The 22,204-nt window shown below is 66.8% G+C and carries 13 protein-coding genes; 6 read left to right on the top strand and 7 right to left on the bottom strand.

The window, feature by feature from the left end; translation table 11 throughout:
- Positions 1-3: 3 nt before the first annotated feature.
- The 6 genes from MFF62_RS13225 to MFF62_RS13200 form a co-directional block, all read right to left on the bottom strand.
- Positions 4-1,521: an efflux transporter outer membrane subunit gene (locus MFF62_RS13225; protein WP_238263590.1), complete on the bottom strand. Its 1,518-nt coding sequence runs from the start codon at positions 1,519-1,521 to the stop codon at positions 4-6.
- Positions 1,522-1,543: 22 nt separating this feature from the next.
- The gene (locus MFF62_RS13220; protein WP_238263589.1) at positions 1,544-3,532 is read right to left on the bottom strand and encodes a glycosyltransferase; all 1,989 of its coding nucleotides are present in this window, start codon (positions 3,530-3,532) and stop codon (positions 1,544-1,546) included.
- A 2-nt stretch (positions 3,533-3,534) separates the two neighbouring features.
- The gene (locus MFF62_RS13215) at positions 3,535-4,890 is read right to left on the bottom strand and encodes a hypothetical protein (protein WP_404990744.1); all 1,356 of its coding nucleotides are present in this window, start codon (positions 4,888-4,890) and stop codon (positions 3,535-3,537) included.
- Positions 4,891-4,942: 52 nt separating this feature from the next.
- Positions 4,943-6,280, bottom strand: a complete 1,338-nt coding sequence (locus tag MFF62_RS13210) for an HlyD family secretion protein (RefSeq protein WP_238263588.1) — start codon at positions 6,278-6,280, stop codon at positions 4,943-4,945.
- Positions 6,281-6,936: 656 nt separating this feature from the next.
- Entirely contained in the window at positions 6,937-8,730 is a 1,794-nt protein-coding gene (locus MFF62_RS13205) for a cytochrome P450 (protein ID WP_238263587.1), read from the bottom strand.
- A 157-nt stretch (positions 8,731-8,887) separates the two neighbouring features.
- The gene (locus MFF62_RS13200) at positions 8,888-9,088 is read right to left on the bottom strand and encodes a hypothetical protein (protein WP_238263586.1); all 201 of its coding nucleotides are present in this window, start codon (positions 9,086-9,088) and stop codon (positions 8,888-8,890) included.
- On the opposite strand from MFF62_RS13200, the gene MFF62_RS13195 reads away from it, so the two are divergent.
- Positions 9,087-10,319: an MFS transporter gene (locus MFF62_RS13195; protein ID WP_238263585.1), complete on the top strand. Its 1,233-nt coding sequence runs from the start codon at positions 9,087-9,089 to the stop codon at positions 10,317-10,319. The two genes, MFF62_RS13200 and MFF62_RS13195, sit on opposite strands and share 2 nt — an antisense overlap.
- 103 nt (positions 10,320-10,422) lie before the next feature.
- Positions 10,423-11,631 carry a GGDEF domain-containing protein gene (locus tag MFF62_RS13190; RefSeq protein ID WP_238263584.1) on the top strand — a complete coding sequence of 403 codons (1,209 nt, stop codon included), beginning with the start codon at positions 10,423-10,425 and terminating at the stop codon, positions 11,629-11,631.
- An 11-nt stretch (positions 11,632-11,642) separates the two neighbouring features.
- On the opposite strand, the gene MFF62_RS13185 is transcribed toward MFF62_RS13190, so the two are convergent.
- Positions 11,643-13,361 (bottom strand): sigma-54 interaction domain-containing protein, encoded by a 1,719-nt coding sequence (locus MFF62_RS13185; protein ID WP_238263583.1) that lies wholly within the window; start codon positions 13,359-13,361, stop codon positions 11,643-11,645.
- Between the two features lie 165 nt (positions 13,362-13,526).
- Here MFF62_RS13185 and MFF62_RS13180 point away from each other — a divergent pair, with 165 nt between their 5' ends.
- From MFF62_RS13180 to MFF62_RS13165, 4 genes are all read left to right on the top strand, one after another.
- A complete protein-coding gene (locus MFF62_RS13180; protein WP_238263582.1) occupies positions 13,527-15,077 on the top strand; it encodes an acyl-CoA carboxylase subunit beta in 1,551 nt (516 codons plus the stop codon).
- A gap of 66 nt (positions 15,078-15,143) precedes the next feature.
- Complete coding sequence (locus tag MFF62_RS13175) at positions 15,144-18,458, top strand: acetyl-CoA carboxylase family protein (protein ID WP_238263581.1); 3,315 nt, start codon at positions 15,144-15,146, stop codon at positions 18,456-18,458.
- A 13-nt stretch (positions 18,459-18,471) separates the two neighbouring features.
- On the top strand, positions 18,472-20,934 hold the full coding sequence (locus tag MFF62_RS13170) for a CaiB/BaiF CoA transferase family protein (protein ID WP_238263580.1): 2,463 nt from the start codon (positions 18,472-18,474) through the stop codon (positions 20,932-20,934).
- Between the two features lie 54 nt (positions 20,935-20,988).
- Complete coding sequence (locus tag MFF62_RS13165) at positions 20,989-21,975, top strand: Bug family tripartite tricarboxylate transporter substrate binding protein (protein WP_404990743.1); 987 nt, start codon at positions 20,989-20,991, stop codon at positions 21,973-21,975.
- Positions 21,976-22,204: the final 229 nt, after the last annotated feature.

The raw sequence follows: 22,204 nt of genomic DNA, 5'->3' as shown, positions 1-22,204 counted from the left end.
GTTCTACGATGCCGGGGGCGCAGGTGGGGTCGTGACGGTCTGCTGCGACCAGCCGCCGCCCAGCGCCTTGTACAACTGCGCGCGGCTGGTCAGGCGGGCCAGCTCGATCGTTACCAGCTTCTTCTGGGCCTCGTACTGCTGGCGCTGGGCATCGAACACCGCAAAGTAGTCGTCCACGCCGTTCTTGAAGCGCATTTCGGCCAGCCGGCGCGTCTCGCCCACTTCCTTCTGCAGTGCCTGCTGCGCGGCGGTCTGGCGGTCGTAGGTGCCGCGCGCGGCCAGGCCGTCGGCCACTTCGCGGAATGCGCCCTGGATGGTGCGCTCGTACAGCGCAACGTTGATGTCCTTGCGCACCTTCGAAGAGTCGAGCTGCGCCTGGTTGGCGCCGGCGTTGAAGATCGGCAGCGTCATCTGAGGCGCAAACGCCCATGCCGCGCCCCCCGTAAACAGCCCGGCCAGCGTGGTGCTGGCCAGGCCGACCCCCGCGGTCAGCGAAATCCGTGGAAAGAACGCCGCGCGCGCTGCGCCGATATTGGCATTGGCGGCTTTCAGGCGGTGTTCGGCCGCCATGATGTCCGGGCGTTGTTCCAGCAATTGCGAAGGCAGGCCCGCCGGCAGTTCCGCCACGAACGACTTGCCGTCGAACGGCTGAGCGGGCGGCAGGTCGGCCGGCAGCGGGCCGCCGATCAGCAACTGCAACGCGTTCTCGTCCTGCGCCACCTGGCGTGTGAACTGTTCCACGTCCACGCGCGCGGTCTCCACCTGGGTCTGCGTGCGGTGCTGGTCGATCTCGGCCATGCCGCCGGCCACCTTGCTCTTGCGCACCATCTCGGCGGCATCTTCCTGCACCTTGAGCGTGTCCTGCGACAGCTTCAGCAACTGCTGGTCGGCCTGCCACGTCAGGTAGGCGCTGGCGATCTCGCCCACCAGGCTGATCTGGGTGCTGCGGCGCACTTCCACGATGGCCAGGTACTGTTCCAGCGCATCGTGCTTGAGGCTGCGGATGCGGCCGAACACGTCGAGCTCGAATGCGGTGAAGCCCACGCCGGCGTTCCAGGCATTGATCACCGAATCCTGGCCCGGCGCGCGCAGGTCGCCGGTGAGGCGCGTGCTGCTGAAGCCGGCATTGCCGTCGATGGCCGGGAACTGTGCCGCGCGCTGGATGCGGTAGCGCGCACGGGCATCTTCGATCGACAGCGTGGCCACGCGCAGGTCGCGGTTGTTGGCCAGCCCCAGCTCGATCAGCCGCCGCAGCCGCGCATCGGTAAAGAAGTCCTGCCAGCCGAGACTGGCGGCGGGCACCTGGGCCGTCTGGCCTGCCTGGCCGCCGCTTGTTCCCCCGCCGGTACGGTAGGCCGCGCCGTCGGGATACGCGTTGGGCACCGGCGAATCGGGGCGTTGATAGGTTGGTTCCAGCGTGCAGGCCGCCAGTGCCAGCGGCAGCAGCACGGCGGCGCTCCAGCGCGCGGACGGCAGCCGTGCGGGCAGGCTTTTGAGCAGGCGTTTGGGAGGGAGGCGCATGGTTTTTGTCTTCATCTGTGAATCAACCTGAGAACGCGCGCCGCAGCAACTGCACGATGGCCGTGCCTGGCAGGCCGCGATGCGCGATGTTGTGCGGCGGCTCGCTGAACAGCAGCCGGATCAGCCGGTGCCGCGCGGCCATGTCGGGCAGTAGCGAGATGCCGATCAACTGGCCGTCGGTGCGTGCCACGCGGCATGGCACCCAGCCCAGCGGCGCCAGCCAGAACGCACCCACGGCGCCGGGCTCGGCGGGCGTGCCGCTATGCGATTCCAGCGCGACGCCATTGCAGGACAGGTCGCGGGTCACGCCATCGACTTCGCGCGAAATGCCGTCCGCGCCATAGAACTGCAGCCGGGCGGCGGCCCGAAACGGAAAGCGCTCCTCCTTGCGCGGCCGGGGCAGCTCGAAGCAGACCAGCAGCGACGCTAGGTACAGCACCATCGACACCACGGTCCACGCCACGTTGAACACGGTGCCCGGCGCATTGCCGTCGGCAGCCACGGCCCGCGCCAGACCCATGGCCGACAGGAAGAACAGCGCGCCGTACAGCGCCGCGAACTTGCCGTGGACGGTCAGCTTCGAGCGGTCCAGCCCCTTGTTGGTGACCTTGAACGGCCGGCCGAACGGCTTGAACATCGCGCTGACCAGCGTGGCCGTGACCGCCATTGCCGCCACGATCTGCGTGACTTCGGTGAACACCGGCATGGCGCGCGATCCGGTGATCCAGATGCTGTAGGCCCAGTAGAGCAGCAGCGCCGGCACGCCATAGGCCAGGAACTGCAGCGGATCGCCATACAGCGTGGGGATGTTGAAGAACCAGTACAGCAGCGGCCCGGCCAGCAGCATCAGCGTGAACGGCCGGCTGAGCCAGTGCAGCAGGCCGTGCACATAGTGCAGGCGCTGGCGCAGCGTGTAGCCGCGGCCGCGCAGCGGGCCATCGGCGGTCAGGGCCACCTGGATCGTGCCCAGCCCCCAGCGGCTTCGCTGGCTGATGTATTCGGGCAGCCCCTCGGCCGATAGCCCCACGCTGAGCCGCTCGTTGAGCCAGCGCGTGACGTAGCCGAACGGCATCAGCTTGTAGGTCAGGTGGATGTCCTCGGTCACCGTGCCGATGGGGAAGCCACCGATATGGCCCAGCGCCTCGCGCCGCACCACGAACGACGTGCCGATGCAGAACGCGGTGTCCCAGGCGTCCTTGGCCGGCTGCATCACGTCGAAGAACGCGCGCTGCTCATCCACCCAGCAATCGGTGGAGCGCAGGTTGTACTGGATCGGGTCGGCGTTGTAGTAGAACTGGGGTGTCTGCACCACGCCCACGCGCGGATCGTCGAACAGGCCGACGATGCGCAGCAGGATGTTGCGGTGGGGCGCGAAGTCGGCATCGAGCACCATGATGTACGGCGCGCCGCCGTCGCCCTGCGCGCTGTGATACAGGCCGTTGTTCAGGTTGCCGGCCTTGGCATGGGCGTTGTCGGGCCGGGTCACGTAGTTGACGCCGGCCGTCCTGCAGAAGTCCTTGAGCCAATCGCGGCGCGTATCGTCGAGCACCCAGACGCGGAAGTTCGGGTAGTCAATGGCCTTGGCGGCCACGATGGTCTTCTCCAGCACGTCGAGCCCTTCGTTGTACGTGGCGATGAAGATGTCCACGCCGGGCGCATCGCGATTGCCGCGCAGGCGTTCCTGGCCGGCGTCGGCCTGGGCGCTGTGGTCGGTGGTGCGGGTTAGCGTGACGATCGAGATCAGCGTGTAGAGGATGGTCAGCGTCTCGAAGCCCAGGAACGCGTGGGCCCACAGGCTCGGGAATTCCAGGCGCCATTCGGGCAGCGTCTCGGTGACGCGCCAGATGTAGTAGACGGTGAGCAGAACGCCAGCGGCCAGGCCGAACAGCCAGCGGTCGGCGGCGCGGTGCCGGTTGCCGCGCAGGCACAGTATCGCCACCAGCAGCGCGCCCGCGTTGATCTGGACGAGCATGCCGCCATCGAGAAAGCTTGCGAAGTTACCGGCAAACATCGTTACTCCTTGGGGGGTGTAGCGGGCGGCGCCGTCGCGCTGGCGCCGCAGCTTGTGCCCCGGCAACCGCCCGGCTGGAACGGATTCCAGCCCGTGGCGGCCAGCACGGCCCAGGCCGTGGCGCCCAGGTGGGGCAGGTGGAAGTAATAGAAATCGTCGGTCTTGGAGTCGGGACCGATTTGCAGGCCCGTGCGGACGCGCGCATCGGGCGTGGCGAACAGCAGGCCCGACGGCGCGCGCTGCGCCATCAGCAACGGCCACAGCGGCGCGGCTTCGCCGTCGCGACCGGCGGCGCGCAGCACCAACGCGGCCTGGCCGGTCCCTTCGGTCCAGATGCCGTCGGGGTTGGCATTGAAGCCATAGCCGCCCTTGACCCCGTGCTTGTCGCGCGCCCAGGTCAGCGCGCACTGCCAGGTGCCGGCCATGTCCGGAATCGCGATCAGCGGCCAGAGCGAGGCATCGAGCGCCGACGGGCCGCCGTTGAGCGTGCGGCCGTCGTCGCGCGTGCCGATGGCGAAGCGGCCTTCGCCCGGCTGCCACATGGTCTCGACGAACTTGCGCGAGCGGTCTGCGCCGGTACGCCAGCGCGGATCGGCGTCGTAGCGCGACAGCCAGCGGAACACCGCGTAGGTGTCTACGTTGTGCTCGGTCGACTTCCATCCCTGGCGCTGTGGCGTGGGCTCGTGGCCGAAGAAGCCGCCAATGAACGCGGCCGGCGCATCGGCGTTGTAGGTTTCCTTGTCGACCCAGCCCATCATGGTGCGGGCCGTGTCCAGGTAGCGGGGTGCGCGCGTGGTGTCGTAGGCGGCCAGCAACAGCAGCGCGGCCCACGCCACGTTGCCGGTGGCGGTGCCCACCTGGTAACGGTCCTCGAACCAGCGGTTGGCCTTGGCGTCCCACCAACCGGGCATCGGCACCGCGCCGGCCGCCGGCATGGCACCGGCGCGATAGGCGTTGCGGATGCGGCCGTCGTGGAAATGGCGGTCACGCGTGACGCCGGCCACTACACCGTCGGCAATGCGTCGCGCGGCATCGTTCTGGCCGCACGCGATCAGCGCGATGCCGGCCAGTGCGTTGTCGTAGACGAAGGCCGACTCCTTGAGCGGGCCGGGCAGCGGCTCGCCGCCCGGCGCGCCCTCGTAGCTGGCCAGCATCACCGGGCCGGTGCCGGGGATGGCCGCCACGCGCTGCGCCAGCGTCTGGCAGCCGGCGTCGCGCAGCTTGTCGCGCGTGGTATCCCCCGATGCGGGAGGCGCAGCGGACAGCGCCAGCGGCATGGCCAGCATGGTCGACATCAGCAACTGCGTCAGCCGCTTGCGCGCGGCCGGGTATCGCTTTCCTGCGGTAGTACGCTGCACGGTAGTCTCCTTCCTGCGGGCGTTGGGTACATGACTGGGTGATCGGCGTCGATCAGATCAGCCGGCGAAACCACGGGCGGTCCAGGCTGACCTTGGCCCAGTGGCCGAGCGCGCAGCGGTCTGTCTTGCCTGCGCCGGGCAGGTCAGGCAACGGCTTGTTCAGCTTCGCGATCAGGTACAGCTCGTTTTTCTCGATGGGAGGGAAGGGCACGAAATAGCGCGCCTGGTCGCCATCGGGTGCACGCGGCAGGATCTCGGCGACCTTGCCGGGCTGTGGCGTGCCCACGCCATCGACCAGCACCGTCACGGGCGCGCCCGGCAACAGGTCCTTGCTCAGGCTGCGCGGAAACACGGCGACCACGCTCGGCGAGGTGCAGTTGGTGGCGCGCATCAGCGTGGCACCGGCCGCGACATGCGTGCCTGGCGGCGCCAGTACGTCTTCGACAATGCCGGCCGCATAGGCCTTGATGTCAAGGTTCGACACACGGTCGAGGCGCTGTTGCTCGGCATCGACCAGCTTGTCGACCTCGGTGCCGTAGTCGTCCAGTTGCTTGATCTCGGCCTGTAGCTGGGTGATTTCGCCCTTGAGCTCGTCGGAGCGCTGGGTCAGCGCACCCACCGCGCCGTCGTTGTTCGACGCGTAGACCCGGTTGCGCGTGGCGGCGCTGCTGCTGCGCGCGCTGCTCAGTTCGGCCTCCACGGCGTCACGTTGGCCGGCTAGCACCGCGAGTTGGTTGCGCGATGCATCGGTGAAGGCCTGGCTGACGGCGCCGGCACGCTGCATGGCCTCATTGCGTGTGACCACGGCCACCTGCGCGTCGATTTGCTGCTGGGCTGCGCTGACGCGTGCCTCGATGCCGCGCACCCGTGAATCGTTCTGCTGTTGCGCCACTGAGGCATAGCGCTTGACGTCGCCACTGGTGGCCGCCAGCCGGTCCTGGTTGACTTCGAGCTTGGATTTGGCCGCTTCGAGCCGCTTCTGGTTGTCGAGCTTCTTGTCGGTCAGTTCCAGCAGCAGCGCGCGATCCATGTTCGGATTCTGCAGGCTCATCAACGACTCGCCGGCCTTGAAAGCAGTGCCCGGCGGCACCAGCTGCTTCGTGACGACGCCTTCCACCGGTGTCGTGATCAGGCTGACGGGACTGTTCACGATGGCGCGTTCCGACGATCGCACGAAGATGTACGGGAACATCACGGACAGGATGATCCAGAGGATGAAGCCAACCATGCCGTAGCTGGCCAGGCGCGGAATGACCTGCCAGACGGGCCGCAGGCTCAGCGACTTGCTGCGCGGCTCCAGCGCATCGCGCGGTGGGGGTTGCATGGGCCGCTGTGGCCCTGGTGGCAGCCGCGTTGGCACGTTCGGCTTGCGGTCGGAATTGTTGTCCATGCGAACTCCCGGATAAAAGGTGGCCCGCCGCGTTCGCCAACGTCGAAGCGCGGTTGTGCTCGATTCAGTTTTCGCAGGCAAGCACAGGGCCTCCGCTCGGGCGCAGCGCGCTCGTTCGGTGGTCAGGTACTTGCAATCCCCTGACACTTTGTTATGCGCCGTATGTCCCGGGCACTTGCTGCGTCGCCGGAACAGGCGTGTGGATCGTGTAGACCGATCCATTGATCTGCCTGCGCGCCCCCGGTGGAGACATGCGGGCAGGTGCTACGAAGACGCAACGCGTCATGGAAGCCCACGAGCGCGACATCGCCGCTTTGATGCGATGCAACGCTGGAGCGATTCAAAGTTAGACAGTTTGCTCTTCGGTTGCTGTAAGAATGTGTAAGGGCTGTATATCGATCCACTTATATCTCTGGATCGTTGGCATGCGGCAACGGCAAGTTGTAGTCAGCGGTTGATGCAGAAAAGCACGCGTTAACACGGCGTTAATTCACTGTGCCGTGGGGTCGCATCGCTTGCCTGCATTGGCATCGCGCTCTGCACGAAGCGCGTTTCGGCAGCCAGAATCCGCGCACGACGAGCGATCTGCATGGTGTTGCGGCACCGCAGTATTTTCATGCCAGGGACGACTGTGTATCAGAGTGTGACCGGCCCACCTACCGCGCGGTCTGTCGATGCTCCAGCACCACGCGCAGGCCCGTCGGTAGCATCGTGAACGCAAATGCCTCGCCGACTGGCCCCGTCGATGGGGCCTGTCGTACATGGAACTGCTGGCATACCATCGACAGCGCCGCCTTGGCTTCGAGCAGCGCCAGGCTGCGGCCGGGACACAGGCGGGGGCCGGACCCGAACGGCACGAAGCCGCCGCGCAGATGCGACGCCGCCGAGGTGTCGAGCCAGCGTTCGGGCCGGAACTCGCTGGCCTGCGCAAACGCGCTGTCGCGCAGCACGTTGGGCCGCGTGACCAGAATCACCAGCGTGCCCTTGGGCACGTGGTAGCCGCCGATATCGGCATCCTGGTTCGGCTCCATATAGAACAGCGGGGCCACCGGCTTGAGCCGCAGCGATTCGTGGATCACCGCGTCGAGGTAGCGCAGCCGCGCGGCATCGGCCGGGTCGGTCAGCACATCTTCGACGCCCAGTACCTCGGCCACTTCGTGCTGCATCGACTGCTGGACGTCCGCGTGCAGGCACATGAAATACAGCACCCATGCCACCGTGTTCGCCGTGGTGTCTTCGCCCGCCAGCAACAGCGTGAAGACGTTGGCGAACAGTTCGTCGTCGGTGAGCGGCGTGTCGCCGGCCGCCTGCGCGGCCACCATGGCTTCGAGGAAATTGCGCGGATGGGTGGCCAGCCCCGGGCACTCCTCCAGTTGACGGCGCGTGGCATCGATCATGCCGCCGATGGCCGCGCGCACGGCGGCCACGGAGCGGTCGAAGGCCCGATCCGACGGTAGCCGTACGTAGTGCCAGTAAGGGAAGGGCGCGTTCAACCGCCGGCTGATCATCGGCAGGATGCACTCCAGGTGCCGCTGGAATTCGCCGCCTTTGCCCTCCAGCGTATTCATGTCCTGCCCGAAGGCCAGGCTCGTGGTGATATCGACGGCGTACTGCATCAGGTCGTGCTGCACGTCAACGGCCCGGCCCTCCGAGGCGGCAACGTCCCAGCGGCGGCGCAGGCGCCGCGTGACATTGACCAGCGTCGGAAAGAAGTCGCGCAGATGGTGCGCGTCGAGCGCCTGCACCACCGGACGCCGGAACCTGCGCCAGGTCTCGCCTTCGGCCGAGAACGCGCCAACCGTGCCGATCTCGTCTGAAATCGTCTCGATGGCGCTGGCACGCCGGAAGCGGTCGGGCCGGTCATGCAGGATGCGGTCGATACAGCCCGGATCGGCAATCACCACGACATCGCGCCCGGCGAAATTCAGCCGGTAGATCGGGCCGAACGACGCCGCCCACTGCTCCAGGTCGTCATGGATGCGCGTCTTGTGGATCTGCAGGAAGTTGCCCAGCACCGGCACGCCATGCGGTCCGGGCAGGTCGCTGAGCGGACGGCCGGGACGCGCGGGCGCTGCCACGGCGGAAGTATCCATATCGCGCTTCCACGCCAGGATGTCCTGACGGTCGACCAGCACATCGTCGCCCGACACGACGCTGCGAAAGCGCCGCAGGCAGGCCGACTGCGCATCCACGGCGGCGCCCGTGCCGCAATCGAACCGCCAGCCGTGCCCCGGACACGTCAGCACGCCGCGGTCCACCGTGCCATCGGCCAGCAAGGTGCCCTGATGCGGACAGCGCCCCTGGAACACGCTGATGGCGTCGCCGTGGCGCAGCATCACCAGTTCCACGCCATCGGCCTGCACCCCGACCAGATGCGCGGCGGGAATGGCCGCGCCGGACCCGATGCGGATCAGATTCTCCGCGGACGCTGTTTCCTGTCGCTCGGCCATGGTCGCCTCCCACGCTGTGCCGGCACGCCGTGAAGCGTGCCGCTGGAACCAGCGTAGGTGAGGGGGCCGGATTTGGGTATGGGTTGGTCGAAGGGTATGGGCATGAATTCCACGCCGGAAGTTTGTGCGCAGGATGAATGCATTGCGATAAGAAAAGTTATCGCAACTGCATCGACAAATGCACGTTTGATCGCCCAACCAGCCGAAAGGGCAGGTTGCGATCCAGCCGCTCCCGCTCCGCCCAACTTCTGCCCTGCAGGCCCTCATCAGTATTCCCCACCATACAAATCCCTTGACGATTCAACGAAAATGCCAGGGCGGCTACTTCATGCCGTGCCAATAACAAGAGCTCCAGCATGTCTCGTCTATCCTCGCTGCGTCCGGTGTTGCCCATCCTTGTCGGCGCGTCGGTCATGCTGTCGCTCGCCATGGGCTTGCGTCAGAGCCTGGGCATCTTCGTGCCGCCGTTGACGCGCGATATCGGGATCTCGGTTGGCGATTTCACGATTGCGGTGGCGGTGCAGAACCTGACCTGGGGCCTGCTGCAACCATTTGCCGGTGCGCTGGCGGTGCGCAGCGGTTTCCGGCCGTTGATGGTGGGCGGATCGTTCTTGTATATCGTCGGCCTGGTGCTGCTGGCCACGTCCCAGGGGCTCTGGGCCATTGTGCTGGGCGGGGGCGTGCTGATCGGGATGGCAATGGCCAGCACCGGCACGGCCATGGCGATGGCGGCGGCGTCCAGCGCCGTCAATGCCCAGGTGCGCAGCCTGGTGCTGGGCTGCGTGTCGGCGTCCGGGTCGCTTGGGGCGATGATCGCGGCGCCGCTGGGGCAGAGTATTGCGAGCGAGTGGGGCTGGCGCATGGGGCTGGCGTCGTTCGTGATCCTGGCGCTGGTGATGTTGCCCGCCGCGTGGTTCGGCGGGCGGGTCGACAAGGTGCGGGAGTTGCCCTCGCGCGCCCAGGCCGAGCAGAGCGGCCGGCAGGCGCTGATGACGGCGCTACGGCATCCGCCATTCGTGGTCATGGCGCTGGCGTACACCATCTGTGGCATGCAACTGGTATTCCTGACCACGCATTTGCCGGCCTATCTCGATATCTGCGGCATGGACCCGATGCTTTCGGCCAAGGCGCTCGGGCTGATTGGCGGATTCAATGTGCTGGGCAGCCTGTTTTTTGGCTGGGCGGGCGGGCGCGTCAATAAATTGCTGTTGCTGGGCGGTATTTATGTATGCCGCTCTATTGGTTTCATCTGGTTTTTCCATACGCTGCCCACGCCGGAAAGCACGATGGTGTTTTCCGCCATTATGGGTTTTCTATGGCTTGGGGTGTCGCCGCTGGTACAGGGCTGGATTGCCCAGACGTTCGGCCTGCGGTGGCAGGCGATGATTGCCGGCGTGGCGTTTTTCAGTCACCAGATCGGCAGTTTCATCGGCGCGTTTGGCGGCGGCTGGCTCTATGACCTGATGCACAACTACTCGCTGGCCTGGAAAGTCGGGGCCACGCTGGGCCTGGCGGTGGGCACCATCCAGATCGCCTTCGCGTTTCTCGGCAAGACCGGGACCCCGCAGCTTGTACCGCAGCCTAAATAGGCTTTGCGTTGCATAACCCACTTGTGGGATACCCAAATGAGTGGGGTGCTGCATAATCGGGCGGCTCGAACCCTGGGTTCTCACGTCGACATCCGCCCCTGCAATGAAAGATTCGGTTGACCCGCTGTGGGTGGAGTTTGCAGATCCCCAACTGGAGCGCGATTTCCTGCGGCATCACCTGCCGCATACCCGCGCTTCGCTACGCACGACGCTCACTTTCTGCGCGCTGTTCTTTCTGGCGTTTTCGCTGACCGATCTGGCCGCGCTGGGGTCGGGGCGGCCGTTCTGGGTCCTGTTGGCGGGCCGTATCGTGGTGGCGGTCACGGCGTTTGGCGGGCTGTACTACGTTAGCCGCAAGGTCGATTCGGTCCGTACCCAATGGCTGGCCGCCAATACCGCCGAAATTGTCGCGATGACGATTTTCATGGCCGTGGTGTGGTTTCGGCCGGGGGAATTGCCGTGGCACGCGATGTCGGTGGCGATCATGGTGATCGTCATCTATGTGTTTATCCCGAATCGGCTCGTTTATGTGATCGGTGTCGCGCTGACAGCCACGCTGGCATTTATCGTCCTGGCCACGATCAAGGGTGGCATGCGGTTTTCAGATGATCTCACCATGGCGATGCTGCTGTTGCTGACCAACAGTTTCGGCATCGTTGCCGCGCGCCGCTATCACCGGCTCTGGCGCGACGAGTATCGGGCGCTGAGCACGCTGAAAACCCTGTCGATCCGCGACCATCTGACCGGCTGCTTCAATCGGCGCCATCTCCACGCCACGCTGCTGCCCGATGCGCTGAAAGCGGCCAGGACCAACGACCAGTGGCTGACGCTGATGGTTTGCGATATCGATTTCTTCAAGCAGATCAACGACTTGCACGGTCACCAGAGTGGCGACGCGGTGCTGTCCCATGTGGCCGAGCTGCTGCAGCAATGCGTGCCGCTGGATCGCGACAGCGTGGTGCGGTATGGCGGCGAGGAGTTTCTCATCGTGCTGCCGCAGACCAATTTGGACATGGCGACAAAGCTTGCCGAGGCCATGCGTGCCGGCGTGGCCGAGTCCGCGTTGGCCCGGCCCGATGGCCGCCATATTTCCACCACCGTCAGTATTGGCGTGCTCGCCACCGATTTTTCGATTGTGGAAGCCGACGTTACCGAAAGCGCGCTGATCGTGGCCGCCGATACGCTGCTCTACGAAGCCAAGCGGGCGGGCAGAAATACCATCTGCAGCGGATTATGGTCCGAGCTGTCGTATGGCGCGTCGGCGTCCGGCAACGCACTCAAGCATCTCCCGGCCGAATACAGCGCGCCCTGATCGGCCCCGGATTACCCGCCGCCGCGCTCCAGAATCTTGTAGAGATGCGAGCGCGATATTTTCAGTTGCTCGGCCGCGCGTTTCTTGTTGCCGCCATGCCGGGCGATGGCATCGAGTACCGCCGCGTATGCCAGTTCGCTCATGCCGCCGGCCGCATCATTTGCGTCCGCCGCCGGAAATGAAGCCGGCGAAGCCGGAAGACTGACGGGTTCGATATCGTCCGATAACGGCTGCGACGGCAAAATCCCGCGTGCCGCGTCGCCGCGCGCAAAATCGGCCACGCGCAGCAGCCGGCCGTCGCAAAACACCAGCGCTTCTTCCACGCGCTGGCGCAGTTGCCGCACATTGCCGGGCCACGGCTGGCCGGCCAGGTAACGCTGCACGTCGTGCTCGATCCTCGGTGCCGGCATGCCATTACGGGTGCAGAATGCCTCGACAAAATGCTGCAGCAACGCCGGAATATCCTCACGCCGTTGCCGTAGCGCGGGAATGCGCAGCACCACGCCGCTGAGCCGGTAGTACAGGTCGAGCCGGAAGCGCGCCGCATCGATCAGCGCTGGAATATCGCGATTGGTGGCCGATACCAGCCGAAAATCTACGCGCCGGGCGCGTCCGCTGCCCAGGCGCTCGACCATATGGTCTTCCAGCACGCGCAGCAGTTTCACCTGCATTTCCATCGGAATATCGGCCACCTCGTCCAGGAACACCGTGCCGCCAGCGGCCAGTTCGAGTTTGCCCGCCTGTCCCTGGCGCTTGCTGCCGGTAAAGGCGCCCGCCGAATGCCCGAACAGTTCCGATTCGATCAGCGTGGCGGGCAGGGCGGCGAGGTTCAGGCTGACCAATGGCCGGGGTTCGGCCGATTCCTGGCCGGCTTCGTGGATGGCGCGCGCCACCAGTTCCTTGCCCGTGCCGCTTTCTCCCAGGATCAGCACTGGCACATCGAGCCGCGCCACGGTCTGGATTTCGCGGCGCAGGCGCTGCATCGGTGCGCTTTCGCCGATCAGGCCGTAAGTCGTCTGGCGCTCGCGCAGACCCTCGAATTCGCGCTGGTAGCGCGCCACCTTGGAGCGCAGTTCCGATACCTCCTTGTGCAGCCGCACCAGTTCCTCAGGCCCCTTGAACATGACCTGCCCGATGGCGCCCACCACCTCGCCATGCGCGCGGATCGGAATGCGGTTGACCACGCGCGTGGCGCCGTTCAGTTGCTGTAGCTGGCCGATCTCGGCCTTGCCGTTCGCTGCTACCTGCGGTAGCCGCGAATTGGGGATGACCTCGGCGGCCGGGCGTCCGGTGCCGGCGCCGCGTTCGATGCCCAGGAATTTCTCGTGGACCGGACTGATAAAGCGCAGCAGGCCGGCATCGTCCACGACCGTGATGGCCTGGTAGGGATCGTTCAGGAAGTGGTCGAGGATGGCCCCGGCAAAGGACACCGTGCCGAGAAAGTCGAACAGCGTGGCATGCGCGTCGGCGCCGTGGATCAGGATCACGCGATGCTCGCCGTCTTCGAGCGCCAGGCCGATGTAGCGATGGCCGCCAGCTTCGACGGGAAACAGGCGCCGGCCGCTTGCGGTGTTCTCCGCCGTGGCCGCGAGCGCCAGCGCGGCTTGCGCGGCGTCGGCCATGGCGGGCTCGGCGCACACGCCGATGGCGGCCAGCCGCTCGCCGTGAATGGTACAGACCAGCGCACCAAGCGCGCGTGCGTTCTCCGGCGGTGTTGTCTGCAAGGACACCGTTGTCTCCTGTTGTGTCCGTCGTGCGGACACTTATATGTCGTCGTGGCGGACATTTTAACGGCGCTGGTGCAATTCCTCAATGAAATCAACGGCTGCTGGCGTGATCGAAAGCTGGCACGCGTCCTGCAAAGTGTCAGCAGGACACAAACATCCGGAGACACCGTGAGCTGGCAACCTGAAGTCGATGAACTGGCGTATCGCCGCAAGCTGGCGGCCCGTATGGGCGGCACGGAAAAGGTGGATCGCCACCGGCGGTCCGGCAAGCTGACCGTGCGCGAGCGCGTGGATGCCATTGCCGACCCGGGATCGTTCCGCGAGGTGGGCGGCCTGAGCGGCAGCGGGCGCTATGACAGCAACGGACGGCTGGTGGACCTGGTGCCGTCGAACTTGGTCATGGGCCGGGCGCGTGTCGATGGCCGGCCGGTGGTGGTGGTCGGCGACGACTTTACGGTACGCGGCGGCGCCAACGACGGCGCGGTGGGCGACAAGCTCGTGCACGCCGAGAAGATGGCGCACGACCTGCGGCTGCCGATGATCCGCCTGGTCGACGGCACGGGCGGCGGCGGATCGGTGCGCAATATCGAGATCAAGGGCCATACGCTGATCCCGACCATGAAGGTGTGGCAGCACGTGGTGGACAACATGGCCACGGTGCCGGTGGTGTCGCTGGCGCTGGGCTCGGTGGCCGGCATGGGGGCCGCGCGCGTGGCGTCCAGCCACTATTCGGTGATGGTCAAGGAGACCTCGCAACTGTTCAACGAGGGGCCGCCGTCGGTGGTGGCGCGCGTGGGGCAGACGCTGACCAAGAACGAACTGGGCGGCAGCCAGATCCATACCCGCAATGGCGTGGTCGACGACGAAGTGCCCACCGAGCAGGAAGCGTTTGCACGGGCGCGCCGCTTCCTGTCCTACCTGCCGGCTTCGGTCCATGAACTGCCGCCGCGCGCGGAACCCTATGACGACCCTGAACGGCGCGACGACTGGCTGCTGTCGGCCATTCCGCGCGGCAACGGTACCGACTACCCGATTCGCCCGATCGTGCAGGCGTTGGTCGATAGCGACTCGTTCTTCGAAATGGGCCGGCAGTGGGGCGGCGCCGTGGTGACCGGCCTGGCGCGGCTCGATGGCTGGCCGGTGGCCGTGATTGCCAGCGATCCCGCCTGCGACGGCGGAAGCTGGGACCGCGACGCCGCCGACAAATTCACGCGCTTCGTCGATCTGGCCCAGACGTTTCACCTGCCCGTGGTGCATCTCGTCGATACGGTCGGGTTGCAGGTCGGCATCGAGGCCGAGCAGGCCGGCATCATGCGCTACGGCGTGCGGGCGCTGGCCGCCGTCTACCAGGCCACCGTGCCGTGGTGCTCGGTGATCGTGCGCCGCGCCTATGGCGTGTCGGCGGCGGGGCACCAGCACATGGGCCGCTTCAATTTCCGCTACGCGTGGCCGTCGGCCAACTGGGGCGCCTTGCCCATCGAAGGCGGGCTGGAGGTGGCTTACAAGGCCGAGATCGAGGGCGCCGACGACCCCGTGCAGAAGCGCGCCGAGATCGAGCAGCGCGTGCGCAGCCTGACATCGCCATTCCGCAGCGCCGAGGCATTCGTCATCGAAGACATCATCGATCCGCGCGATACCCGCCCGCTGCTGTGCGAGTTCGCCAACCTGGCCGCGCCGCTGCGCGAGCCCGGGCCCAGCCGCTTCGGTATCCGGCCCTGAGCCGGCGGATCGGCACACACCCAGACACCCACACATAAAAACGTCCTACAGGACAGGAGACACACCTTGAAGAAGCTGCTGATCGCCAATCGGGGCGAGATTGCGTTGCGCGTACTGCGGGCCGCGCGCGATCTGGACCTCGGCACCGTCGCCGTGTACGCGCAGGACGACGCCAGCGCGCTGCATCGCATTCTTGCCGATGAAGCGGTGGCGCTGGAGGGCAGCGGCCCGGCCGCCTATATCGACATCGCCGGCATCGTCGCCGCCGCCAAGGCCACCGGCTGCGATGCGGTGCACCCAGGCTACGGCTTCCTGAGCGAGCGCGCCGACTTTGCGCAGGCCTGCGCCGACGCCGGTATCCGCTTTATCGGCCCGACTGTGGAACACCTCGCGCTGTTTGGCGACAAGGGCCGCGCGCTGGAACTGGCCGTGCAGAGCGATGTGCCGGTCATGCCGTCGACGCCCGGTGGCGCGTCGCTGGACGCCATCACGGCCTTCTTCGACGCCCAGGCAGGCGCCGGCGTGGTGATCAAGGCCGTGGGCGGCGGTGGTGGCCGGGGCATGCGCGTGGTACGCCGCCGCGAGGACCTGGCCGAAGCCTATGCGCGTTGCCGCTCCGAGGCCGCGTCGGCGTTCGGTATCGATGCGCTGTACGCCGAACGGCTGGTGGTGCGCGCGCGCCATATCGAGGTGCAGATTGCCGGCGATGGGACCGATGTGGTGGCACTGGGCGAGCGCGACTGCACGCTGCAGCGCCGCTTCCAGAAGCTGGTGGAGATTGCGCCGAGCCCGGTGCTGAAGCCCCAGTTGCGCGACCAGATCATCAAGTGCGCGCTGCGGCTGGCGCGCCGCGTGCACTACCGCAGCCTGGGCACGTTCGAATTCCTGGTGGAAGAATCCGACACGGGCGAGCAGAAGGGCTTTGTCTTCATTGAAGCCAATCCGCGCCTGCAGGTGGAGCACACGATCACCGAGCAGGTCACGGGCGTCGACCTGGTGGCGCTGCAGATCGGCCTGGCCGCAGGGCGCACGCTGGCCGACCTGGGCCTGGACCCCGCCGCGCCGCCCCAGCCGCGCGGCTTTGCGGTGCAGGTGCGCGTCAACGCCGAGATGACCGATGCCCAGGGACTGGCGCGGCCGGCGCACGGGCGGCTGGAGCGCTTTGATGCGCCGACCGGCCCCGATGTCCGCGTGGACAGCCACGCCTACGCGGGCTACGAGCCGTCGCCGAACTTCGACACATTGCTGGCCAAACTGATCGTCAGCAGTGCCGCGCCCACGTTTGCGGCTGCGGTTCGGCGCGTGCAACGCAGCCTGTCCGAATTCCGCATTGCCGGCGTGCCGACCAACCTGAACCTGCTGCGGGCACTGGTCCAGCGCGAGGATTTTCTAAAGCAGGACGTCCACACGCGCCATTTCGAGGCCATCCTGCCGGAATTGGTCGCGGCGGCCGAGACGCTAGCCGAAGCGGGCCGGGCACAGGACGCACTGCTGGGTGGCACGGCGCGCCCGGCCGCGCATGCGCCCCGCGCGGTGGAGCCCGAGGAAGAAGTCGAGCAAGGTCTGGTCGCCGTGCGCGCGCCGCTGACGGGCCGGGTGGTGGAAATCTCGGTCCAGCTCAACGACATGGTGAAGCCGGGCCAGACCGTGGCCGTGCTCGATGCGATGAAGATGGAGCACACGATCCTGGCCGAATGCGGTGGCCGGGTGGTGGACCTGCGCGTTGAGAAAAACGTGCTGGCGTCCGAAAACCAGATCCTGATCGTGCTGGAGGCGGCCGAATCCACTGGTGAGGCGCTCGATGCCGCGCACGCCCACGATCCACACGCGATTCGCGCCGACCTGCAGCGCGTGATCGATCGCCACGCATTCCTGCATGACGAGACTCGTCCCGATGCCGTGGCGCGCCGCCGCTCGCGCGGCCAGCGTACGGCGCGCGAGAACATCGCCGATCTGTGCGACGCGGACACCTTCGTCGAATACGGCGGACTGGCGCTGGCAGCGCAGGCATCGCGCCGGACCAAGGACGACCTGATCGCCAACGCGCCGGCCGATGGCCTGATCACGGGCATCGGCAACGTCAATACCGACCTCGTTGGCAAGGACCGCGCGCGCAGCGCCGTGATGGCCTATGACGCCACGGTCATGGCCGGCACGCAGGGCAAGCGCAACCATATCAAGACCGACCGCATCGTTGAGGTGGCCTTGCGCGACGAACTGCCGCTGGTACTGTTTGGCGAGGGCGGCGGCGGGCGGCCTGGCGACGTGGACTATCCGTCGGTATCGGGCCTGTACCAGCCGTCGTTTGCCGCGTTCGCGGAACTGAGCGGGCAGGTGCCGGTGGTGGGCATCGTGTCCGGCCGTTGCTTTGCCGGCAATGCGGCCTTCATCGGCTGCTGCGACGTGATCATCGCCGACAAGTCCGTGAACATCGGCATGGCCGGCCCGGCCATGATCGAAGGCGGCGGGTTGGGCGTGTACCGGCCCGAGGACGTGGGTCCGGCGCCGGTGCAGTTTGCCAATGGCGTGATCGACATCCTGGTCGAGAACGAGGCCGAGGCCACGCGCGCCGCCAAGCACTACCTGTCGATGTTCCAGGGACGCGTGGCGCACTGGAGCGCGCCCGATCCGCTGGCGCTGCGCCATGTGGTCCCCGAAAACCGGCTGCGGGTCTATGACACGCGCAAGGCCATCGAGGGCATTGCCGACGTGGACAGCGTGCTGATGCTGCGTGGCGGCTTCGGGTCGGGCATCCACACCGCGCTGGCCCGGGTGGAAGGCCAGCCCGTGGGCATCATGGCCAATAACCCCTATCACCTGGGCGGTGCCATCGACGCCGACGCGGCCGACAAGGCGTCGCGCTTCATGCAGCTTTGCGACGCACATGGGCTGCCGATCATCTCGCTGATCGATACGCCGGGATTCATGGTCGGCCCTGAAGTGGAAGCCCACGCGCAGGTACGCCATGTGTCGCGCATGTTCCTGACCGCCGCCAAGCTGCGCGTGGCGCTGCTGGCCGTGACGCTGCGCAAGGGCTATGGCCTGGGCGCGATGGCCATGGCGGGCGGCGGCTTCCGTTCGGCCAGCTTCACGGTTTCTTGGCCCACCGGCGAATTCGGGCCAATGGGCCTGGAAGGCGCCGTGCGGCTGGGCTTCAAGAAGGAACTCGAAGCGGTGGCCGACGGCCCCGAGCGCAATGCGCTGTTCGACAAGCTCGTGGCCCAGTCGTACGAACGCGGCCACGCGATCAACACGGCAGCGGCCGTCGAGATCGATGCCGTGATCGATCCGGCCGAGACCCGCAAGTGGATCGCTCAGGGCATTGCTTCGGCCGATGTGCGCCGAGGCCGGGCGCGTCGCGGCTTTGTCGATGCTTGGTGATCCGGGGGACGACATGACGATTCGATCGCAACAGGATCCACTGGCATTGGGCGGCCTGCGCGTGCTGGAGATCGGCACCGGTCCGGCCGTGGCCTATGCCGGCAAGCTGTTCGCGGATTTTGGGGCCGAGGTGATCAAGGTGGAGGATCCGGCGGGCGATGCCTGGCGGCACATGCCACCGCTGGTGGCACTGCCGGGCCATTCGCAGCCCGAGAGCGCGTTGTTCGCCTGGCTCAACACGAACAAGCGCAGCGTCACCGTGCAGTCGGGCGATGCCGGTGACCAGGCATGGCTGGCTCAGTTGGCGCTGACCTGCGACGTTGTGCTCGACGCGCGGGCGCTGGATGATGGCCCCGCCGTGCTCGCGCGTCCCGTCTGGCAGACGGCAGAGGCCACGGGGCAGGGCGAACACGCACCCATCGACATCGCGCTGACCTGGTTTGGCGAGACCGGCCCGTACAGCGACTACGCGGGCTCGGAGGCCATATGCCGCGCGCTGGCGGGCGCGGTACACGGCAGCGGGCCGGTCGAAGGGCCGCCGCATATGCCGCACGACGTGCAGACCGCCATCGCGGTGGGGCTCGACGTGTTCTCGGCGGCGGTGGCGGCCGTGATCGGCAGCGGGCAGGGCAGCCGGCGCTATGTGCTGAGCGCGCACGAATGCGTGTTCGGCGTGGTGGAGATGGAGGCCGGCATGGTGCAGGACGGCCGGCATCCGCGCCGCCGCATGGGCGTGAACCGCTTCTGCGGCACGCATCCGGGCGGCATCTATGAAACCGCTGACGGCTGGATCGGCATCTTCACGCATACGCTGCCGCAATGGCAGGCGCTGTGCCAGGCTATCGGGCGCACCGATCTGGCTGACGACCCTGGCTACGCGAGTGGCCCCGAGCGGATGCTGCGCGCCGATGCCATCGACGCGATCCTCAAGCCCGCTTTCATGACGCGCACGGCCGAGCAGTGGTTCGAGACGCTGGGCGATCTGAAGCATCCGGCCGTGGTGGTGCCCACCATGGAAACGCTGCTGGGCCAGGCGGTGCATCGCGAGCGCGGTGCGTTCGTGCCGGTGCGGATCGGCGACGTGGCGTTCGAAGGCCCGGTGGTGCCGCTGCGGCTCGACGATGCGGGGCCGCTGCCGGGCGGCACGGCGCCGCTGCTGGGCGCGCACGATGCGCTGTATCGGCAGGCCGGGCTCGATCACATGCCGCAACGCCGGATGGCGCGGGCCGGCGATGACGCGCTGCCGCTGCAAGGGCTGCGCATCGTCGATCTGACGATGGGCTGGGCGGGGCCGCTGGCGTCGCGCACGCTGGCCGACTTTGGCGCGGAAGTCATCAAGGTGGAGAGCACCGGCTATCCGGACTGGTGGCGCGGCGCCATCTTCAACGAGGCGTTCTATCGGGACCGCGTCTACGAGAAGAACTCGAACTTCAACCTCATGAACCGCAACAAGTCCGGCATCACGCTGGACCTGACGCGGCCCGAGGGCAAGGCGTTGCTACTGGACCTGGTGGCGCAGGCCGACGCCGTGATCGAAAACTACTCGGCCGAGGTGCTGCCCAAGCTCGGCCTCGACTACGCCGCGCTGCGCCAGCGCAACGAGCGGCTGGTCATGTTGTCGATGCCGGCATTCGGCCTGGGCAACGCGTGGAGCAACACGCGCGCCTACGGCGGCACGCTGGAACAGGCCAGCGGCCTGCCTCTTTACACAGGCCATCCCGACGGGCCGCCGGCGATGACGTCGTACGCCTATGGCGATCCGGTTGGCGGCCTGAACGGCGGCGCGGCCATCCTGGTGGCGCTGCGCGCGCAGCGGGCCACGGGGCGGGGGCGGCATATCAACCTGTCGCAGGTCGAGGCCATGCTGCCGATGACCGCGCCGTACATGATCGAGCAGTCGGTGTCAGGCAGAGTGTCGCCGCGCCAGGGCAATCGCCATCCGGTCAATGCGCCGCACGGCTGCTACCGCTGCGCCGGCGACGATGCGTGGATCGCGCTGACCGTGACCGATGTGCAGTGGCCGGCGCTGTGCCAGGTCATCGGCCGTAACGATCTGGCCGCCGATCCCGGGCTGGCGCAGGCAGCGGGACGCCACACCCGGCACGCGCGCATCGACGACGCAATCCAGGCCTGGTCGGCGCCGCTGGACCCCGACGCCGCCATGCGCCATCTGCAGCAGGCCGGGGTACCGGCCGGGGTGGTCAAGGCGATGTGGCAGGTGCTGGAGGACGCGCATCTGCTGTCGCGAGGCTTCTGGCAGCAGGTGAAGCGGGCGCACGTCGGCACCTACGTGGCCAATTCGGCGTGGTTCCGCACCAGCCCGGACGCCGTGGCCACCCGCAACGTATCGCCCACGCTGGGACAACACACGGACGAAGTGCTGGGGCGCGTGCTCGGGCTAGACGCGGCGCGGCTTGCGGCGCTGGAGGCAAGCGGCATCACCGGGCAGGACGCCAGGCCCAAGGGCTCGCGGTAGGCATTCACGATTCGAAAACGACCAGAACGATCAGAACGATAAACAGGAGACACAATGAACAAGCGAGTACTGAACGTTGGCGTGGCGGTGGCAATGGGCCTGGCGTGCGTCGCCGGTCCGGCATCGGCCCAGAACAGCAACTGGCCGAACAAGCCGGTGCGGCTGATCGTGCCGTTCCCGGCCGGGTCCTTCACCGACACGGTGGCGCGGGTCATCTCCGAGCGGCTGACCCGATCGCTGGGCCAGCCCGTGGTGGTGGAAAACAAGGCGGGTGCCAACGGCCTGATCGGCGTGGGCGAGGTGGCGCGGTCCGCGCCGGACGGCTACACGGTGATGGTGACCAACTCCAGCAGCGTCACGATCAATCCGCATCTCTACAAGAAGGGCACCTACAAGGTGAAGGATTTCGCGCCAGTCACGCTGGTGCTGGAAGCACCGTTCATCCTGGTGACCAATCCCGACTGGTCGAAGAAGAACACCGTGGCCACGGTGCCCGACCTGGTCCGCTATGCGTCGCAACATCCGGGCAAGATCAGCTACGGGTCGGCCGGGCCCGGCAATATCGCGCACCTGAGCTTTGCCATGCTGAACAACCGCGCGAAGATCAACACGACCCACGTGCCGTACAAGTCGTCTGCGCAGGCGCAGATGGCCGTCATCAGCGGCGAACTGGACACGACGTTCGACACCTGGAGCGCACTGCCGCAGATCAAGGCCGGCAAGCTCAAGCCCATCGCCGTCAGCGCCAGCCAACGCATGACGCAGTTGCCAGATGTGCCGACGGTGGAGGAGGCGGGTATCAAGCCGTTCCAGGCTACGTTCTGGATTGGTTTGCTGGCGCCGGCTGGTACGCCGTCGGCCATTGTTCAGAAGCTGGATGCTGCTACGCGCGGTGTGCTGGAGGAAGAGAAGGCCAAGGCGGCTTTGGGGCAGCAGGGGGATGTGGTGATGATCGGCCCGGATGATTTTGCCAAGCGGATCGAGAAGGAAGAGGCGAGCTGGAATGCGGTGATTCAGCGGGAGAATTTGACGTTGGATTGAGGGTCGACCTAGCTGTTTTAGCTCCCCTCTCCCGCGCGCGGGAGAGGGGAGCAAACCGGCGGGAAACTGGGGGCAAACTGGCGGGAGAGGGGATCTGAAGCAGGGCCTGTCAGCGTTTTTGTGTTCAGGGCAGTTAAAGGCTCACCGTCAACTTAGCCGGTGAGCCAGCATTATCTCAGCGATGCGGGGTGGGTGAAGCGTTCCTCATAGAGAATAGCAAACTGGTTCA

It is taken from the genome of Cupriavidus pauculus, assembly GCF_022179805.1.
Taxonomy (GTDB): domain Bacteria; phylum Pseudomonadota; class Gammaproteobacteria; order Burkholderiales; family Burkholderiaceae; genus Cupriavidus; species Cupriavidus pauculus_E.
Note: the sequence above shows the minus strand (reverse complement) of the source record. Positions and strands in the feature narration are given on the sequence as shown.